This is a genomic window from Tardiphaga sp., from assembly GCF_041424195.1.
Taxonomy (GTDB): domain Bacteria; phylum Pseudomonadota; class Alphaproteobacteria; order Rhizobiales; family Xanthobacteraceae; genus Tardiphaga.
This window is the reverse complement of record NZ_JBGMOE010000198.1, coordinates 1-19,256: the sequence shown is the minus strand read 5'-3', so window position 1 is coordinate 19,256 and position 19,256 is coordinate 1. Positions and strand designations below refer to the sequence as shown.

16 protein-coding genes are annotated in these 19,256 nt (G+C 62.1%); 10 read left to right on the top strand and 6 right to left on the bottom strand.

Going from position 1 to position 19,256, the window contains the following annotated elements; genetic code table 11:
- Positions 1–104: 104 nt before the first annotated feature.
- Positions 105–1,421 (bottom strand): MFS transporter, encoded by a 1,317-nt coding sequence (locus tag ACEK02_RS27320; RefSeq protein WP_371424606.1) that lies wholly within the window; start codon positions 1,419–1,421, stop codon positions 105–107.
- 195 nt (positions 1,422–1,616) lie between these two features.
- Positions 1,617–3,011: an FAD-binding oxidoreductase gene (locus tag ACEK02_RS27315; RefSeq protein WP_371424623.1), complete on the bottom strand. Its 1,395-nt coding sequence runs from the start codon at positions 3,009–3,011 to the stop codon at positions 1,617–1,619.
- Between the two features lie 102 nt (positions 3,012–3,113).
- Between ACEK02_RS27315 and ACEK02_RS27310 the strand changes: the two genes are divergently transcribed.
- Positions 3,114–3,623: a thioesterase family protein gene (locus ACEK02_RS27310; RefSeq protein ID WP_371424605.1), complete on the top strand. Its 510-nt coding sequence runs from the start codon at positions 3,114–3,116 to the stop codon at positions 3,621–3,623.
- A gap of 2 nt (positions 3,624–3,625) precedes the next feature.
- Here ACEK02_RS27310 and ACEK02_RS27305 read toward each other — a convergent pair whose 3' ends face one another.
- Positions 3,626–3,799: a DUF1328 domain-containing protein gene (locus ACEK02_RS27305; RefSeq protein WP_371424604.1), complete on the bottom strand. Its 174-nt coding sequence runs from the start codon at positions 3,797–3,799 to the stop codon at positions 3,626–3,628.
- A 270-nt stretch (positions 3,800–4,069) separates the two neighbouring features.
- On the opposite strand from ACEK02_RS27305, the gene ACEK02_RS27300 reads away from it, so the two are divergent.
- The 4 genes from ACEK02_RS27300 (at position 4,070) to ACEK02_RS27285 (ending at position 8,654) form a co-directional block, all read left to right on the top strand.
- Positions 4,070–6,538, top strand: a complete 2,469-nt coding sequence (locus ACEK02_RS27300) for an ATP-dependent helicase (RefSeq protein WP_371424603.1) — start codon at positions 4,070–4,072, stop codon at positions 6,536–6,538.
- Between the two features lie 2 nt (positions 6,539–6,540).
- Positions 6,541–6,819, top strand: coding sequence for a type II toxin-antitoxin system HicB family antitoxin (locus ACEK02_RS27295; protein WP_371424602.1), 279 nt, complete (start codon positions 6,541–6,543; stop codon positions 6,817–6,819).
- A gap of 151 nt (positions 6,820–6,970) precedes the next feature.
- On the top strand, positions 6,971–7,891 hold the full coding sequence (locus ACEK02_RS27290) for an ABC transporter ATP-binding protein (RefSeq protein ID WP_371424601.1): 921 nt from the start codon (positions 6,971–6,973) through the stop codon (positions 7,889–7,891).
- Position 7,892: 1 nt separating this feature from the next.
- Positions 7,893–8,654 carry an ABC transporter permease gene (locus ACEK02_RS27285; protein WP_149532934.1) on the top strand — a complete coding sequence of 254 codons (762 nt, stop codon included), beginning with the start codon at positions 7,893–7,895 and terminating at the stop codon, positions 8,652–8,654.
- 67 nt (positions 8,655–8,721) lie between these two features.
- Here ACEK02_RS27285 and ACEK02_RS27280 read toward each other — a convergent pair whose 3' ends face one another.
- On the bottom strand, positions 8,722–9,048 hold the full coding sequence (locus ACEK02_RS27280) for a hypothetical protein (protein WP_371424600.1): 327 nt from the start codon (positions 9,046–9,048) through the stop codon (positions 8,722–8,724).
- A gap of 279 nt (positions 9,049–9,327) precedes the next feature.
- On the opposite strand from ACEK02_RS27280, the gene ACEK02_RS27275 reads away from it, so the two are divergent.
- Positions 9,328–10,116 carry a L,D-transpeptidase family protein gene (locus ACEK02_RS27275; RefSeq protein ID WP_371424599.1) on the top strand — a complete coding sequence of 263 codons (789 nt, stop codon included), beginning with the start codon at positions 9,328–9,330 and terminating at the stop codon, positions 10,114–10,116.
- Between the two features lie 60 nt (positions 10,117–10,176).
- On the opposite strand, the gene ACEK02_RS27270 is transcribed toward ACEK02_RS27275, so the two are convergent.
- On the bottom strand, positions 10,177–12,453 hold the full coding sequence (locus tag ACEK02_RS27270; RefSeq protein ID WP_371424598.1) for a spermidine synthase: 2,277 nt from the start codon (positions 12,451–12,453) through the stop codon (positions 10,177–10,179).
- 198 nt (positions 12,454–12,651) lie between these two features.
- On the opposite strand from ACEK02_RS27270, the gene ACEK02_RS27265 reads away from it, so the two are divergent.
- Together ACEK02_RS27265 and ACEK02_RS27260 are read left to right on the top strand one after the other, a co-directional pair.
- On the top strand, positions 12,652–14,253 hold the full coding sequence (locus ACEK02_RS27265) for a phytoene desaturase family protein (RefSeq protein WP_371424597.1): 1,602 nt from the start codon (positions 12,652–12,654) through the stop codon (positions 14,251–14,253).
- A gap of 203 nt (positions 14,254–14,456) precedes the next feature.
- Complete coding sequence (locus ACEK02_RS27260; RefSeq protein WP_371424596.1) at positions 14,457–15,347, top strand: 50S ribosomal protein L11 methyltransferase; 891 nt, start codon at positions 14,457–14,459, stop codon at positions 15,345–15,347.
- An 85-nt stretch (positions 15,348–15,432) separates the two neighbouring features.
- Here ACEK02_RS27260 and ACEK02_RS27255 read toward each other — a convergent pair whose 3' ends face one another.
- Positions 15,433–15,642: a hypothetical protein gene (locus tag ACEK02_RS27255; RefSeq protein ID WP_371424595.1), complete on the bottom strand. Its 210-nt coding sequence runs from the start codon at positions 15,640–15,642 to the stop codon at positions 15,433–15,435.
- 189 nt (positions 15,643–15,831) lie between these two features.
- On the opposite strand from ACEK02_RS27255, the gene ACEK02_RS27250 reads away from it, so the two are divergent.
- Complete coding sequence (locus ACEK02_RS27250) at positions 15,832–17,670, top strand: aminopeptidase P family protein (protein ID WP_371424594.1); 1,839 nt, start codon at positions 15,832–15,834, stop codon at positions 17,668–17,670.
- A gap of 78 nt (positions 17,671–17,748) precedes the next feature.
- Complete coding sequence (locus tag ACEK02_RS27245) at positions 17,749–18,972, top strand: multidrug effflux MFS transporter (protein WP_371424622.1); 1,224 nt, start codon at positions 17,749–17,751, stop codon at positions 18,970–18,972.
- Positions 18,973–19,256 lie beyond the last annotated feature (284 nt).

Sequence of the window (19,256 nt, the reverse complement as noted above, 5' to 3'; positions counted from 1 at the left end):
ACGCGTCTATTTATAGAGCCAATAGTGGCGAAGTCACAGCACGCAATGCGTGGCCAGATCAGCCATTCCAAGCCGTCCGGTTGCGGCAAATCGCCCGGCTTCGATCAAGTCGAAGCGCCCTGCTCCAGCGGTTTTGCAGCGCCATGGGCGCGGTGCAAACGTCCTGCAACCGCTCTCACCTTGCCCGGCGACGCCATCCAGACCGCGAAGGTCGCGAGGACGCTGACTGCGATTCCCAGGGCAAAGGCCGGCGTATAAGTGCCGAAATGGTCGTGCAGAACACCCGTCACCAACGGACCGGCGGCGCCGCCGGCGAGCGCAGCGAGCATCAGCGTGCCGAAAATACTGCCGAAATGCTCGCCCTGGAAAATCTCGGAAACCACAGCGCCCATGATGGACGTCACGCCATAGCCCAGCAGGCCTTGCGAGATCACCATGACATAGACGAGCGCCAGGCTCGGCACGAATTCCAGCGCAATCAGGGACGCAAAGCAGATCGCGAAACCGACACCGCTGACGGTCCAGATCCATTCGCGGCCGATGCGATCGGACAAATGGCCCAGAAATATCTGGCCGGGCACACCGAACAGACTGACCATACCGAGCGCCCAAGCGGCAATACCCGGCGTGAAGCCGATGTCGAGCAGATACTTGGTTTGATGGACCTGGACAGCATACCAGGCATACAGCCCGCCGAACAGGCCAAGCGCGAGCCACCAGAACCGCGCGGTTCGTATGGCGCGCGCCAGCGTCCAGTCGATACTGGCCCAGACCGGATCAACCACATTGGATAGATGCTTCGCCGACGAAGTCGGCGCCTGATCGCCATCCGGCAAAAGCCCCATGTCCTGCGGGCGTTTGCGCAGCAGCAAATTGATCGGCACGAGCACGACCAGCACCACGAGTCCTACCGCTGTGCAGGCCGTGCGCCAACCAGTCTGCTCGATCATCAGTTGCACCCATGGGAGCACCGTCACCGACCCGATACCGACGCCGGCGAATGCGAGACCGATCGCAAGGCCGCGCTTGCGGCTGAACCAGTTCGGCAGAAACAGCGATTGTCCGGAATAGCCGAGACAAACGCTGCCAGCGCCGACCAGAACGCCGATGGTCATGTACAGGTGCCACGGCTGCGTCGTCAGCGGCGCCAGCAACAGGCCAGCCGCCATCAGCACGGTACCAAGTTCCATGACGGCTCGCGGGCCGCCGCGGTCCATCAGCTTGCCCATCAATGGGCTCATGATCGCGGAAATCAGGAAGCCGAATGAAAAGGCGCCGGCGGTGACGCCACGATCCCAGCCGAACTCCTGGAGAATCGGCGGGAAGAACAGTGAGAACGATGTCCGCGCATTGACCCCGATGGCCATGGAAACGAACGTGACGGCGACGATGACCCAACCATAGAAAAACGGTAGCCGCATCGGACGATGCCTTTTTTATTGGACGCATTCTGCGTCAAATCTTTTTTGATCGCGCTTTCCGTAACCGAAAAACACAATCCACGATAGAATATAAATACAAATACAACTTTAAAATGTTTAAGAACAATGAAGTATTGCCGCCTCTACCGAATTTTCCCGCCCGCATTCGGCGTGACCGGATGCGGCAACCTCGCATCACGCCTGCGGCAGGATTTTCCCCGGATTGAAGATATTGTCGGGATCGAGTGCCTTCTTGAGCGCCCGCATCGCGTCGAGCGCCTCACTGCCCAGTTCGGCCTGCATGTACTTTTGCTTGCCTTGCCCGATGCCATGTTCACCCGTGCAGGTGCCCCCCATCGCCTGCGCCCGTTGAGCGAGGCGATGCATGAAGTCCTCTGCGCGAGCTACCTCGTTGGCGTCGTTGCGATCACATACCATCGAGCAGTGGAAGTTGCCATCACCGACATGGCCGACGATCGGCGCCAACAGGCCGAGCCGCGCCAAATCTTCCTCGGTCGCAGTGACACATTCCGCGAGTTTGGAGATCGGCACGCAGACATCGGTGGCCGCGACATCGGAGCCCGGCCGCATGCTCTTGACCGACCAGTAGGCATCGTGACGGGCCTGCCAAAGCTTGGTGCGATCCTCCGGCTTCGTCGTCCACGAAAAATCGCCGCCGCCGCATTCCAGCGCGATCTCGTGAAAATTTCGCGACTGCTCGGCCACATCGGCCTCGCTGCCATGAAATTCCAGCAACAGCAGCGGCGTTTCCGGCAGCGTCAACTTGGAATAGGAATTACAGGCACGAACCTGAGCTTCATTCAGCAGCTCTATGCGTGCCACGGGAATGCCGGTCTGGATCGCAAGAATCGTCGCCTGACAGGCGCCTGCCACCGTGGCGAACGAACATGATGCGGCTGCCATGGTTTCAGGAATACCACGCAGCTTGATGGTCAATTCGCTGATGATACCCAGCGTGCCCTCGGCACCGACAAACAGATGTGTCAGATCATACCCCGCCGAAGATTTCTTCGCGCGGGTGCCGGTCTTGATGATCTCACCGTCGGCACGCACGACTTTGAGCGCGAGCACGTTGTCGCGCATGGTGCCGTAGCGCACCGCGTTAGTGCCCGAAGCGCGGGTCGAGGCCATGCCACCGAGCGACGCATCAGCGCCGGGATCGATGGGGAAGAACAAGCCCTGATCGCGCAGGTTTTCGTTGAGCGCCTTGCGGGTGACGCCGGGCTGGATCACGCAGTCGAGGTCTTCGCTGTGCACTTCGAGAATCTGGTTCATGTCGCGCATGTCGATACAGATGCCGCCCGCCGGCGCATTGACCTGACCTTCCAGCGACGTGCCCGTGCCGAATGCGATCACCGGCACCTTGTTCGCCGCACAAATCCGGACCACGTCCTGGATATCCGCGGTTTCCTGCGCGAACACGACACCGTCCGGTGGCTGGTTGGCGAGCCAGGTCGTGGTATGGCCGTGCTGCTCGCGAACCGCTTGCGACGTCACAAGCCGATTGCCAAACCGCGCCGTCAGCGCTTCAAGCGCTGTCGCCAAGGCCTTCGGCTCCGGTCGTTTCAAATTGTTCGCAATGGTAGCCACAGCATTCCCTCCGACGCGGCGGGACCGTGGCAAAGGTTGTATAACGGGTCAAGAGACGTGAAAGCGGAACAGGAATTACCGATGATTGAGTCCACCGACGATCTGCTGGAGCAACCCGTCCCTTTCAGGGCCCCGATCATGCAGATCGAACCGCAATGGATCGACTATAACGGTCATCTCAATATGGCCTATTACAACGTGCTGTTCGACCGGGCGATCGACGACCTGTGGCTAAAAATCGGGATCGGTCCCGAATATATGAAGGCACGCAACAACTCGACCTTCACAGCCGAATGCCATGTTCGCTATGTCCGGGAAATCCACCTCGGCGATCCCGCGCAGGTCTCGATCCTGGTTGTCGCTGCGGACGACAAGCGCATTCACACCTTCAAAGAATTGCGCCACGCCACCGAGGGATGGCTGTCGGCGACGTCGGAGAACATGACCCTTCACATGGATATGATGGCCCGCAAGGTGGCGCCGTTTCCGCCGGATATCCGCGCCCGCGTGCAAGCGCTGGCCGAAGCACATCACTCCGCCGAGCGGCCAGAGGGCATCGGCCGATCAATCGGGATGCCCTCAAGGAAATAGCCCTAGATACGCCTGCGCCCGCGGACGAGGCCTACAATAGCCGAAATCAGGAACAGGACGAGGGCAATGAAAAAGATCGCCTTGGCGATTTCGATGGAGGCGCCGGCGACACCACCGAAGCCGAGAATGCCGGCAATGAGAGCAATGAAGAGGAAGGTAACGACCCAGCTGAACATGGCACAAACCTCAGTTTTTGATTTTTGACGCGGCGTTCGCCGTCGCATTTGATGCTGAAACAAGCCGGAGCAAGAACGAAAGTTCCCGACCCACGTACCGGCCAACATCACTGAAACGAGAGCGCCCCTGCATATCGAAGGGTGTCAGATGAGCCCCTACGGGGATAAGTCTGTCGCCAGAGGCTCCTCGCTCCTATATGCCCTCCTATCCTGCCAAAAAGGCTCCCCTTTAAGGCCCCACGGTGCCAACGTGGGCGGAATACGATTCGCATGAGTGACGCACGCAAAATGGCCGCCAACGATCTCCCTGCCTACCAGCCGGCGGCAGGCGGCATTGGTGCGCGTGCGCGCGCCGCCGCGGCGCCGACAGCCCAGTACCTGAACGGACTCAATCCCGAACAGCGCGACGCCGTCGAGACCCTTGATGGTCCTGTCCTCGTGCTCGCTGGCGCCGGCACCGGCAAGACCAAGGTTCTGACCTCGCGGATCGCCCACATCCTCAGCATGGGCCGAGCGCGGCCCGGCGAAATCCTGTCGGTGACCTTCACCAACAAGGCCGCGCGCGAGATGAAGCACCGGCTCGGCATCATGCTCGGCCAGGCGGTCGAGGGCATGCCGTGGCTTGGCACCTTCCACTCGATCGGCGGTCGTATCCTGCGCACCCACGCCGAACTGGTGCAGCTGAAATCCAATTTCACGGTGCTCGACACCGACGACCAGATCCGGCTGCTCAAGCAACTCCTGCAGGCCGACAATATCGACGACAAGCGCTGGCCGGCGCGAATGCTGGCCAACCTGATCGACGGCTGGAAGAATCGCGGGTTGACGCCATCGCAGGTGCCATCGGGCGAAGCGGCCGTATTCGGCAATGGCAAGGGCGGCAAGCTCTATGCGGCCTATCAGGATCGATTGAAGACACTCAACGCCGCTGACTTTGGCGACCTGCTCCTCGAATGCATTCGGCTGTTCCGCGAGCATCCCGATGTGCTCAAGCAGTATCAGCAACGCTTTAAATACATTCTGGTCGACGAATATCAGGACACCAACGTCGCGCAGTATCTGTGGCTGCGATTGTTGTCGCAGGCGCCCGGTCAGCGCTTGCTGCCGGAAGCGGACGCACCTTCGGCGGATTCCAAGCCAGCCGCTCCGCTCAAGAACATCTGCTGCGTCGGCGACGACGACCAGTCGATCTATGGCTGGCGCGGCGCAGAGGTCGACAACATCCTGCGCTTCGAACATGATTTTCCCGGCGCCAAGGTCGTCCGGTTGGAGCGCAACTACCGCTCGACCGGACACATCCTCGCCGCCGCCTCGCATCTGATCGCGCATAATGAAGGCCGGCTCGGCAAGACTCTGCGCACCGAGGACGTCGATGGCGAGAAAGTCACGGTCACCGGCTCGTGGGACTCAGAGGAAGAAGCCCGCGCAATCGGCGAAGAGATCGAGGACCTGCAGCGCGCCGGCAACAAGCTCAACGACATTGCCATTCTGGTGCGTGCCTCGTTCCAGATGCGCGAGTTCGAAGACCGCTTCGTCACCCTCGGCCTGCCCTATCGGGTCATCGGCGGCCCGCGCTTCTATGAGCGCGCGGAAATCCGCGACGCGCTGGCCTATCTGCGGGTGATCAATTCCCCCGCCGACGACCTCGCCTTCGAGCGCATCGTCAATGTGCCCAAGCGCGGCCTCGGCGATGCCACCGTGCAGATGCTGCATGATCACGCCCGCAGGCGTCGCATCCCACTCTCTGAGGCTGCCCGTCAGGTCGTCGAGATCGACGAGATGAAGCCAAAGGCGCGCGGCAGCCTGCGCGACCTGATGATGAGCTTCGAACGCTGGCGCAAGCAAAGCGAAGTGATGCCGCATACCGAACTCGCCGAAGTCGTGCTCGACGAAAGCGGCTATACCGATATGTGGCAAAAGGATCGCTCCGCCGACGCCGCCGGTCGCCTTGAAAACCTCAAGGAACTGGTACGCTCGATGGAAGAGTTCGAGAACCTGCAAGGCTTCCTTGAACACATCTCACTGGTCATGGACCGCGAAGGCGGTGCCGACGAGGATGCGGTCTCGGTGATGACGCTGCATTCCGCCAAGGGGCTCGAATTCGACAACGTGTTCCTGCCCGGCTGGGAAGAAGGCCTGTTTCCGCATCAGCGCGCGCTCGATGAGCAGGGACGCGCCGGGCTCGAGGAAGAACGCCGCCTCGCTCATGTCGGCATTACCCGCGCGCGGCGCCGCGCGAAACTCTATTTTGCCACTAACCGCCGCATTCACGGCACCTGGAACACGACGATGCCGTCGCGCTTCCTAGACGAATTGCCGGCGGCCAATGTGGAGATCACGGAATCCAAGGGCGGTTCGGGCTGGGGCGGCGCCGGGGGCTACGGAGCCTCGCGCTTCGACAATGTTGAATCGTTCGGATCCAGCTATTCGACGCCGGGCTGGCAGCGCGCGCAGGCCAATCGTTCACGCGGCGGCGGACAGGGTGGCAGCGGCTTTAGTGAGGGCCAGTCGCCGTTCGGTGGTTCCTCTTCATCGCGGAACAAGCGGCCGATGACTATCGAGGGCGAGTTGATCGCGAAGTCCACAGGTACGGAGTCCGACTTCACGCTGCAGGACCGCGTCTTCCATCAGAAATTCGGCTACGGCAATGTGACCAAGATCGACGGCAACAAGCTCACCATCGTGTTCGAGAAGGCCGGTGAGAAGAAGGTCGTCGACAGTTTCGTGGAACGCGTCTGACAATGCCGGTCTATATCGCGCTCATTCAGAAGGATGCCAGCGGCACCTTCAACGTCTCGTTTCCCGATCTTCCCGGCGTCGTCACCGCCGGTGACACCCTCGATGAAGCCATCGCGGAAGCCGAGGAGACGCTCGAATACGCGGCCGAGGACTGGCGCAATCCGGACGGCTCGAACGGCCTGCCGGCGCCGCGTAGCATCGAGCAATTGACCAGCGATCCCAAATTCGCTGATGCAGCCGACGGCGGCACCATCGTCGAGATCGATTACGCCGCGGAATAGCCCCAAAATCGCCTGCTCTGCGATTGCGCTGGCGGATTTCCGTTCCTATGTACGCACCCCGCGCCCGACGAAGCCTTTTCGGCGGCGTCGTTGGTGCGTCCCGGTATGACCGCCCGGTCCTCTGCCTTCCCCTTTTCGAACGATATCGCCGATGTCCCCCATCATTTCCGTTTCCAATCTGACCAAGAGCTATGCCTCGGGCTTTACGGCCCTGAAAGGCATCGATCTCGACATCAACCGCGGCGAGATCTTCGCGCTGCTGGGGCCAAACGGCGCCGGCAAGACAACGATGATCAGCATCATCTGCGGCATCGCCAATGCCACCTCGGGCAAGGTCACGGTCGATGGTCACGACATCGCCCGGGACTATCGCGCCGCGCGGTCGCTGATCGGGCTGGTGCCGCAGGAACTGCACACCGACGCCTTCGAATCGGTTTGGGCCACGGTCAGTTTCAGCCGCGGTCTGTTCGGTAAGCCGAAGAATCCGGCGCTGATCGAGAAAATCCTGAAAGACCTCTCGCTGTGGGACAAGAAGGATAACAAGATCATGACGCTGTCCGGCGGCATGAAGCGCCGTGTGATGATCGCCAAGGCGCTGTCGCACGAACCGCAGATCCTGTTTCTCGATGAGCCTACCGCCGGCGTCGACGTCGAATTGCGCAAGGGCATGTGGGAAGTCGTGCGAACGCTGCGCGCTGCCGGCGTCACCGTCATCCTCACCACGCATTACATCGAAGAAGCCGAGGAGATGGCCGACCGCATCGGCGTCATCAACAAGGGCGAGATCATCCTGATCGAGGAAAAAACCAAGCTGATGGAGCAGCTCGGCAAGAAGCAGCTGAAGCTGCATCTGCAAACCAAGGTCACGGAAATCCCGGCAAGCCTCGCGCCCTACAAACTCGAGCTCGCTGCCGACGGCAACCAGCTGATCTACAGCTATGACACGAAGAGCGAACGTACCGGGATCACCAGCTTGCTTGGCGATCTCCGCGAATCCGGCATCCGCTTTTCCGATCTCGACACCACGCAGAGCTCGCTCGAAGACATCTTCGTCAGCCTGGTGAGGAAGTAACATGAACTTCAGAGCTGTCCGCGCCATCTATCTGTTCGAAATGGCGCGCACCTGGCGCACCGTGCTGCAGAGCATTGTTTCGCCGGTGATTTCCACCTCACTGTATTTCGTGGTATTCGGCGCCGCGATCGGCTCGCGCATCACCTCCATCGAGGGCGTCAGCTACGGCACCTTCATCGTGCCTGGTCTCGTCATGCTGTCAGTGCTGACGCAGAGCATTTCCAACGCCTCGTTCGGCATCTACTTCCCCAAATTCACCGGTACGATTTATGAATTGCTGTCGGCGCCGGTGTCCTATGTGGAAGTTGTGCTTGGCTATGTCGGCGCCGCCGCGACCAAGTCGATCCTGCTGGGCCTGATCATTCTGGCCACTGCCGGACTGTTCGTACCGCTGCACATCCTGCACCCGTGGTGGATGCTGACCTTCCTGGTGCTGACGGCAGTGACGTTCAGCCTGTTCGGCTTCATCATCGGCATCTGGGCCGACGGCTTCGAAAAGCTGCAGGCAATCCCGCTGCTGGTTGTGACGCCTCTGACATTCCTGGGCGGCAGCTTCTACTCCGTCAGCATGCTGCCGTCGGGTTGGCGGACCGTCACGCTGCTCAATCCGGTCGTGTATCTGATCAGCGGCTTCCGCTGGAGCTTCTACGAGATTTCCGATGTCAGCGTCGTGTGGAGCCTTGCGGTGACCTTCATGTTCCTGGTGCTCTGCATGTTCGCCGTCTGGTGGATCTTCAAGACCGGCTACAAGCTGAAGAACTGAGTTCGCTCAAGACAATCCAAAACGGCCCGGTGAGAACCGGGCCGTTTTCATTTCAACCGCGATCAATTCAGCGATAGCAGCGGAAGTGGTGGTGACGATCATAGTAACCGCGGCAACGGCGCCCGCCGCCTGCAGGAATGCCCAGCACACCTTTCACGCCGCCCACGGCCGCACCGACGCCGAGGCCAACTGCGCCACCGACCACACCGCCGACCGGCCCGGCGGCGCGATTGCCTTCACGGTACCCTTGGTTAGCACCCTGCTCACCACCCCGGAAAACGCCCTGCGCCTGCGCAAAATGCGGCATGGCGACCAGAGCAAGTACGCCGGCGGCCAATGCCAGGCGGGTCTTCATTGACGAACTGATCGGCAGCGCAGCGGTCTTGACGGTCATGTGGAGCTTCCCTCTGAGCGGCGAGAATTCGCCGCTTGCGATTGTGGGAGGGTAACGCGCGACCTAGGAACCGGTTCCATCTGCGTCCAATAGAAGCTTCCTATCGCGCACAGGCATCGACGTCCCGAGCCGTGTTTCGGCCCATTCGCCGCCTTGGTGCCGCCTAGCCCAACGTTAAGGATGCACGAAACTGTCACTGGAAACTCGAACGCCCGGTATGCATATTGGGTCAGGGACGGCAGGCGTTACAACAGGTTACGGCCCGGAGGCCAAGGTAAGATGCGTTCGTTTTACATGACCCTTGCGGGTCTCGCCGTTTTTGCCGCCACCAGCACTGCGCAGGCCAAGATTGCCATAACCATCGACAAGAATGCCCAGCAGCTGACCGTCGTTCAGGACGGCGTCGAAAAATATCGCTGGCCGGTCTCGTCGGGCCTTCCGTCCTATGAGACCCCGAACGGCAGCTTCCAGACATTCCGCATGGAGGAGGATCACTTCTCCAAGGAGTTCGACGACGCGCCGATGCCCCATGCCATCTTCTTCACCAAGAAGGGCCACGCCATCCACGGCACCGATTCCGTGAACCGCTTGGGCTCGCCCGCCTCCCACGGCTGCGTCCGGCTGTCGCGTGAGAATGCCGCGACCCTGTTTGCCATGGTAAAGGCTGACGGCGTGCTCAACACCACCGTTACGCTGACCGGCTCGTCGCAGGTCGCCCTTGCCCGCAACCCGCGTCCGGCGAAGCCATCAGCCGTTGCCCGCCGCGACATCGCACCCGCCACACCGTCCTATGACGCCGCCGGCAATCCAATGGATCTCACCCCGCAGGCCGTGGCGCCGGGCCGCCGCGTCGTGCGCCAGGTCCAGCCTGCGGATGACGATCGTTACATCTATCCGGCCGATGGCAATGACGGTCAGCGTTATCCGGCCCCTCCCGGCTATCGCCGTATGACGGAAGCCGAGACGCAGCAGTATTACGCTAACCGCGGCTATTACAGCCGGCAGTATCCGCCGCAGGCCTATGCCCCGCGGCCGTATCAGCCGCGCGGCTTCTTCGGCGATTACTGAGGGAACATTTGTGACGCGTTTTCTCGACGCGAACCGGCGTCCGCTTCGCTTGAAAACGCTTCAGTTGTCCCCGTCCCGTAGCCGGCGCCACACGGCGCCGAGCACGTTGGAATAGTCGTCGGTCCAGACCCGCTGATCGTCTTTCGCCTCTGTCATTGCCCATTGCGATGACGTCGCGATGGACCCGACGTCTGCCGCATCATGTGCCGAGATGACGACGTTGGTCGAGAAGATGTATTCGTTGTCGCGGCCGGAATCCTCCGAATAGACCCAGCTCTTCATGTCATTGGCATCGGCAATGCCGACCACGACACTGGCGAGTTCGAGATGCCGGTTCGACACATGCATGACGACGGCGCCCTGAGGGGCGAGCTTCTCCTTGTAGATCTCCATCGCTTCCTCGGTCGCCAGATGGATCGGGATCGCATCCGACGAATAGGCATCGACGATGATGAGGTCGTAGGCGCCGTCCGGTTCCTTCGCGAAGGTCAGCCGCGCATCGCCGATCACCGGTTTGACGTCCGGCTCGCACTTCTGGATGTAGCTGAAATATTTCGGATCCCTGGCCGTATCGACCATCGACTGGTCGATCTCGAAGAACTTCCAGTCCTCGCCGGGCGCTGACGCACAGGTCAGCGATCCCGAACCGAGCCCGATCACTGCCACGCGCAACGGCCCTCCCTTGCGGGCACGTACCGCCGTGATCGCCTGCCCGATGCCACCGTCTTTGTAATAATAAGAGATCGGCTCCGGCCGTCCGGTCACCGGCGTGCCGTCGTCGTTCAAATATTTCTCGGCGCCGTGAATAGTCGTGCCATGCATCAGCACGTGATACTGGCCGTTCGGTGTCACCACGATCTTGTGCACGCCGAAGAAGCTGCGCACGGTCTCCACCCGGCCATCATCCGCCGGGTAGAATCGGATCAATGCCAGCGCAAGGACCGTGATCGCCGCGAGCTTGAGCCGATCGGCGCGTAGCAGGATTGCAACGATCATGCCGACGACAGCGACGGCGCTGACGACATAGACGCGCTGGGTATCGATCCACGTGAACAGCTTGCCGGTCGTATAACTCGGCGCGATCAATCCGATTGCGACAACGGCCAATGCGATCCAGTACCAGCGCGCCCAGCCGGAATAGCGCTCCGGCAAGGACGGCCGGCACAGCACAGCAAATGCAATCAGGATTGGATATTCCGCGATCCATGAGAAGGTGAACGGCGCGATGAGGCCGGCAAACAGACCACCGACCATGCCGCCGAATGAAAGCGCGACATAGTAACCCGTGAGATACCGTGCGGCGGGACGCTGCCGAGCCAGTTCACCGTGGCAGGCCATGGCGATGATGAAGAAGCACAGCAGGTGACCGCCGAGGGTCAGCAACAGATTCTGTTCACCGCCGATCGCGAGCAGCACGATGACGCCGGCGATCGCCAGCGGCTGCAACATCAGAATCCACCCATGCGGCAACAGCGGCCGTGACTGGAACACCAGCACCCAGGTCAGCAGATAGAGCGACAGCGGCAACACCCAGAGCAGCGGCGCAGCGGCGACATCGGTCGAGATATGTGCGGTGACGGCGATCAGCAGGCCCGATGGCACAGCGGCGAGGAAAATCCAGCGCGCACGCAACGCCCAGCCTGGCGCCCGTGCATCGACGGGGTCGGCGCCCGGTGTGGACACGGCAACCGGCGGCGATTTCATCAGCAACACGCCGCAGCCGGCGATCAGCAGAATCAGCAGACCATAACCTGACGTCCAGATCAGATTCTGCGTCCGCAGCGAGAACATCGGTTCGAGCAACACCGGATATGACAGCAGCGCGAGGAAGCTGCCTACATTCGACGACGCATAGAGGAAATACGGATCGTGGCCGTTGTGATGGCCGGTGCGCACGAACCACGCCTGCAGCAGCGGATTATTCGCGGCGAGTGCAAAGAACGGCAGGCCGATGGACACAGCGAACAGGCCGAGCAGCCAGAACGCATAGCCACTCTCCGGCGGCGTGCCCCAGCCCGACGCGATGGACAGCGGCAATGTGAGCAGCGCCACGATCAGCAGCAGGAGATGAACGACCACCGGCACCAGCCGGCTGCGCAATTGCATCAGGTAATGCGCATAGGCGTAGCCGCCGAGCAGCAGCGACTGGAAAAACACCATCGCCACCGACCATACCGCCGGCGACCCGCCGAGCCGCGGCAGCACCATCTTGGTGAACAGGGGCTGCACCGAGAACAGCAGGAGCGCGCTGGTGAAGATCGCCGCGGTATAGACCACCAGAAGGAGCCGGTTGCGGGAGGCCGAGTTTGGGGCGGCGACGGGCTGCGACGAACTCATGAAGGCTCCAGCATATTGCACGGCAGAAAAGCGAAAATCCGGCCGGTAACCGGCGGCCGGGAATGGAGCATATGGCACCGTTCCGGGCAATGCGCGCTAACTATGGAACCACAATCGTGATGGGCGGCCTTGTGCCGCGCGCGCGCCTCTTCGATAAAGAGGGCCCAATTTTCGTTTGCAAGCTTTGTTGAAGCGGACATGTCGGACACGGACGTTTTGATCATCGGCGCCGGCCATAACGGCCTCACTTGCGCGGCCTATCTCGCCATGAGCGGCCTGCGCGTGAAGGTGGTCGAACGCCGCTCCGTGGTCGGCGGCGCAGCGGTGACACAGGAGTTTCATCCCGGCTTCCGCAATTCCGTCGCGGCCTACACCGTCAGCCTGCTCAATCCCCAAATCGCCGCCGATCTGAAACTGGCCGAACATGGCCTGCGGATTGTCGAGCGCAAGGCGCAGAATTTCATTCCCGCGCCGAATGGCAACTATCTGCTGACCGGCGAGGGCCGCACGCAGCAGTCGGTCGCCACACTCAGCACGCGCGATGCCGAGCAGATCGGTGCATTCTCTCATGAACTCGAAGTCATCGCCGATGTGTTGCGCGCCTTCGTGCTGCGCGCGCCGCCGAATGTGGTGCAGGGTTTTGGCTTGGGCACCATCAGCGAGGCCATCAACGCGCTTGGCACTGCCAGGATTCTGAACGCCCTGAGCGTCGAGCAACAACGCGTGTTGCTTGATCTGTTCACCTGCTCCGCCGGCGAGATGCTCGACGACGTGTTCGAGCATGATCTGGTCAAGGCGCTGTTCGGCTTCGATGCCGTGGTCGGCAACTATGCGAGCCCCTACGCTGCTGGCTCGGCGTATGTAATGCTGCATCATGCGTTCGGCGAGGTGAACGGCAAGAAAGGCGTCTGGGGTCACGCCATCGGCGGCATGGGCGCGATCACGCAGGCCATGGCCGCCGCGGCACGCTCGCACGGCGTGCAGATTGAACTCGACAACGGCGTGCGCGAAGTGCTGGTCGAGCGTGACAAGGTCGTCGGCGTCATCCTCGACAATGGCGAGAGCGTGCGTGCGAAATATGTTGCCTCCAACGTCAATCCGAAACTGCTCTATACGCGGCTGATGCCGGCGGATGCGCTGCCCAAGCCGTTCCTCGATCGCATCCGCAACTGGCGCAATGGCTCCGGCACGTTCCGCATGAATGTCGCGCTGAACGCGCTGCCCTCATTCACCGCACTGCCCGGCGATGGCGACCATCTCTCGGCCGGCATCATCATCGCGCCGAGTCTGGACTATATGGATCGTGCCTGGCTCGATGCGAAGCAGCACGGCTGGAGCCGCCAGCCGATTGTCGAAGTACTGATTCCCTCCACCCTTGATGACAGCCTCAGCCCACCGGGCCAGCACGTCGCCAGTCTCTTTTGCCAGCATGTTGCACCGACACTCCCGAACGGCGCATCCTGGGATGACCATCGGAACGAGGTCGCGGACCTGATGATCAAGACGGTGGACGACTACGCGCCCGGCTTTGCCGCCAGTGTGATCGGCCGGCAGGCGCTGTCACCGCTCGATCTGGAGCGCGACTTCGGCCTGCTCGGCGGCGACATCTTTCACGGCGCGCTCAGCCTGAACCAGTTGTTCTCGGCGCGGCCGATGCTCGGCCATGCGGACTATCGCGGGCCGCTGAAGGGGCTCTATCACTGCGGCTCCGGCGCCCATCCCGGCGGCGGCGTCACGGGCGCCCCCGGCCACAATGCGGCCAAGGCGATCCTCAGGGACCACCGGGCGCTGTTCGGCTGAGGACATCCTATGGATAAGCCTGTGAACAGGCGGTGGATGGGTCCTGAATAAGCCTGTGCGGAAGCGCGGGATGACAGCGGTATATTCGTCCCATACCCCTGTGCGCTGCCGGTGCATCGACCCTGTATCGCCGCATGGATAAACCCTGTACGAAGCGCGCCTAAGCTGTGCAGACCCTGTTCACGACGCCACCCGGACCCGCGATGACCACGCCCCAAGGAACCAGCCGCGCCACCTTCGCCGTCGGCGATGAATTCAGCGCCAAGCGCATCGTCGATCTCCTCACCGAGAGTTTCGAGGAAGGCCAGGCCGCGATCGCTGCATTCGAGAGTCCCGAGGGCCGCTGGGACGTCACCGTGCATTTCGCCGACCCGCCGGACGAGGCGTCGATCCGCGACCTCGTCAGCCTCGCCTCGGACGATACCGTCGCTGACAGCATCGTGTTCGACAGCATCGAGGCCAAGGACTGGGTCAAGGAAAGCCTCGAAGGCCTGGTGCCGGTCCGCGCCGGACGTTTCATCGTTCACGGCCAGCATGACCGCGACAAGGTGCGGCCCAATCAATTGGGCATCGAGATCGAAGCGGCGCTTGCTTTCGGTACCGGCCATCACGGCACCACGCGTGGATGCCTCGTCTATCTTGATTATGTGCTGCGCGCGAAGGCGCCGAAACGGATGCTCGATTTGGGCACCGGCACCGGTGTGCTGGCGATTGCTGCCGCCAAGGCGACCAAGCGCCGCGTGCTAGCGACCGATATCGACCCGATGTCTGTGAAGGTGGCGCGCGAGAACATGCGGCTCAACGGCGTCGGCAATCTAGTGGATACCGTCTGCGCCACCGGCTTTTCCTCGCCGGCTTTCGGCGATCGCGCGCCGTTCGATCTGATCCTGGCGAACATCCTCGCCAATCCACTTCGCGCGATGTCGACCGACATGGCACGACACCTCACGCGCAACGGCATGGTGATCCTGTCAGGCCTGTTGCCGCATCAGGCGATGAGCGTGATCGCCGCCTATCGCGCCCGCGGGCTGGTGCTGCGCAAGCATCAGATCATCGAAGGCTGGAGCAGCCTGTTGATGCAGCGCGCAGGCTGATACGCCAGTCTGTGCACGCCATTTTCCGAGCACCGGAATAACGACGAATATCTGTTGAGAGCCCGCAGGTCGTGACCTGCCGGTTCTACTTCGGGGGCGGCACGTCGCGACGACGGAGTGTCGCATTTTCCAGCCGCTCGGCGCGCGTTACGCGGGCTTCGACGAAACGCCCCAGAATCTGGACGATGCCGCTGCGTTGATTTGGCTGATTGGGCGGGACTTGAGTTGACTGGGCGGGTGGGGAATGGCCAAGCGTGGCCGGTGGCGAAATCTTCTCGAACGTAAAAGCAGGCATTGTGTATCCCCTCTTCGTTGAGTTGAGACACTCTGAATGGCCAGGCATCGCGCCGACAACACAGGCCGGAGCACGTTGTTCCATCCGGTTGAACACAACCATCAAATTTCAAGCATAACTTGTGCCAAATTTGCGCAACCCTGCCCCTCGATTGCAGGCCTGACGGTGCACCCATAGGATGATCCCGCGATGTTCGAAGCCCATTTCCAGACGTTCGAAGAGCCCGAAAGCGGCGTGGCGCTGACTGCGCGGCTGGCCGCATTTCGCGAGGAATTGCTGCGCCGGAAACTGACCGGCTTCGTGATTCCCCGCGCAGATCAGCAGCAGAATGAATATGTGCCGCCGTCCGACGAGCGGCTGGCCTGGCTCACCGGCTTCACCGGATCGGCCGGCATGGCCATCGTGCTGCTGCAGGAAGCCGCCGTGTTCGTAGACGGCCGCTATACGCTTCAGGCGGCCAAACAGGTCGATGTGACTGCGTGGAGCATCCAGTCGCTGGTGGAGCCGCCGCCGGAGACCTGGCTCACGGATCACCTCAAGCCCGAAGATCGCCTCGGATTTGATCCGTGGCTGCACACTTCCGCGGCAGTCGAGCGGCTGGCGGCGGCCTGCGCCAAGGCCGGCGCCGAGCTGGTCGCCGTCGACAGCAATCCGCTCGACCAGGTCTGGACCGAGCGCCCGGCGCCGCCCCTCGGCGCGGTGTCGATCCATCCCCTCGCCTATGCGGGCGTCTCCGAGGCCGACAAGCTCGCCCAGATCCGCACCGAGATCGACCGCCTCGGCGTCGATGCCATTGTGCTGTCGGATTCCCACGCGGTGGCCTGGACCTTCAACATCCGCGGCGCCGACGTCTCGCATACGCCGCTGCCGCTGTCCTATGCGCTGGTCCCGAAGACCGGCCGGCCGCAGATCTTCATCGATCATCGCAAGCTCTCCAACAGCACGCGCAACCATCTGGAAGTCTCGGCCGATGTGAAGGAGCCGGATGCGCTGACATCCGCGCTCGCCGCTCTCGCCGCCTCCGGCGCATCCATCGCACTCGATAATGCGACCGCTGCCGATGCGCTGAGCCGGTTGATCATCTCCTCCGGCGGCAAGCCGGTGCGCGGCAACGATCCCGTCGCTTTGCTCAAGGCCGTGAAGAACCCGGTCGAGATCAAGGGTACGCAGACCGCGCATCGCCGCGATGCGGTCGCACTGGCGCGCTTTCTCGCCTGGATCGATCGCGAGGCGCCGAAAGGTCACCTCACCGAGATCGACACTGTCGAGGCGCTGGAGACGTTCCGCCGCCAGACCGGCGCGCTGAAGGATGTGTCGTTTCCAACCATTGCCGGCACCGGCCCGAACGGCGCCATCGTGCATTACCGGGTCACCCGCAAGACCAATCGCCGTATCGCGCTCGGCGATCTGCTGCTGATCGATTCCGGCGCGCAATATGAAGACGGCACCACCGACGTTACCCGCACCATTGCGATTGGCGAGCCGACCGACGAAATGCGCGACCGCTTCACCCGCGTGCTGCGCGGCCATATCGCCATCGCGCGCGCCGCATTTCCCGTTGGCACCACCGGCGCGCAGCTCGATACGCTGGCGCGGCAGTTTCTCTGGCATGCCGGCCTCGATTTCGCCCACGGCACCGGACACGGCGTTGGCAGCTATCTGTCGGTGCATGAAGGCCCAGCGCGCATTTCCAAGCTCGGCACCACGCCGCTCAAGCGTGGCATGATCCTCTCCAACGAGCCGGGCTACTACAAGACCGACGCCTTCGGTATTCGCATCGAGAATCTCGAACTGGTTGTCGAAGCCCATATCGAGGGCGCCGAACAGCCGATGAATGCATTCGAGACGCTGACGCTGGCGCCGATCGACCGCCGGCTGATCAACGCCCATCGCATCAGCAAGCGCGAGCTGAACTGGATCAACGACTATCACGCCCGCGTTCGCCGCGAGGTGATGCCGCTGCTCGACGATGAAGCGACGCGGGTCTGGCTCGAAGCGGCGACCGAACCGCTGACGCAGCCACAATAACAAGAGAACTCAACTCACGTGAATTACAGCCCGCCCGTTCCCAAAGTCGACGCCGTCGACCTCTCCAAATCGCGGGTGATGCTGCTGTTGCTGGTGGTGATGACCGGCATCGCGCCGATCTCCCTCTATATGCTGGTGCCGGCGCTGCCCGAACTCGCGCGCACCTTTGAGGCCGACATTTCCATCGCGCAGATGACGGTGTCGCTCTACATGGTCGGGCTCGCTTTCTCGCAGCTGATCATGGGGCCGCTCTCGGACAGATTTGGACGGCGTCCGGTGCTGCTTGCGGGTCTCGGCCTGATGGTGATCGCCGGTATCGGCTCGAGCTTCGCGCTGACGCTGCCGCAATTGATCGCCGCACGTTTCTTCCAGGCGCTCGGCGGCGCGACGGGCATGGTGATGAGCCGCGCCATCATTCGCGACCTCTATCCGCGCGAGCGTGTCGGCGCGATGATCAGCCTTGTCATCGCCGTGATGATGATCGCGCAGATGCTGAGCCCGCTGGCCGGCGGTCTGCTCGAGACTGGCTTCGGCTGGCGCGCGATCTTCTATGTGGTCACCGCATCGTCTGTTGTCGTCACGCTGGCGATCGCATTTTTCCTGCCCGAAACGAGACGGCGTGCTGCCAGTGACGTGAGCGGCGGCGGCTTCATCGCCGACTCCCGTGTCCTGCTGCGCAGCCGGACCTTCATCGGCTATCTCCTCTGCTATGTCGTGGCCTCGTGGATCATCTTCACCTTTGCCGGCGGCGGTCCCTATGTGGTGGTTACGCAGATGGGCCGGACATCGGCTGAATATGGCGCGTGGTTCGCAACCTCGGGCCTCGCCTATCTCGTCGGCAATCTCTGTTGCGTGCGCTTCGCGCCGCGCCGGACCATCGAACAACTGATCTGGTTCGGCCTTGCGCTGCAATTCGGCGGCGCGCTGCTCAATGTGGTCTGGGGCCTCACCGGCCTGAACCAGAATCCGGCCTGGCTGTTTCTCACCCATATGATTGTGATGTTCGGCAATGCCTTCGTGATGTCGAACGGCGCTGCCGGCGCGCTCAGCATTCGGCCGCAGGCCGCGGGCACGGCTTCGGGCATGATGGGCTTCCTGCAGATGGGATTGGGTTCGCTGTGCTCGCAGTTCGGCGCCTGGCTCGGCGGCCATTTCGCCACGCCTGTGCCGCTGAACATTGCACTCGTCGTGCTGTCCTGCGGCTGCGCCGCAGCGATGATCTTTCTGGTCCCCCGCCGCAAGACCGTGGTGACGGAAGAACTGATCGAGCAGGCCGAAGGCGAAGAAAGCGGATTGTTGTGATCGCGTAGGATGGCGAGCGTCTTCGCGAAACCCATCGCTTCTGTGCGCGCGAATGATGGGTTTCGCTCCGGCGCAAGCGCGCCTGCGCTCTACCCATCCTACGGCCTCATCGGATTCAACTGTCAAACAGCCACTGCTTCAGACAACACGTGCTCTTCAGACATGCGTCATCGCCCCTGTTGTTGGCGGCGCGGGGGCGCCGTCGTCGCTTGCATTCCCGCCCCCTGGTGAGAGGGCGTGCGGAACGCCGGGTGCCCGATGCACCCCTGGGCCTGATGCCGATG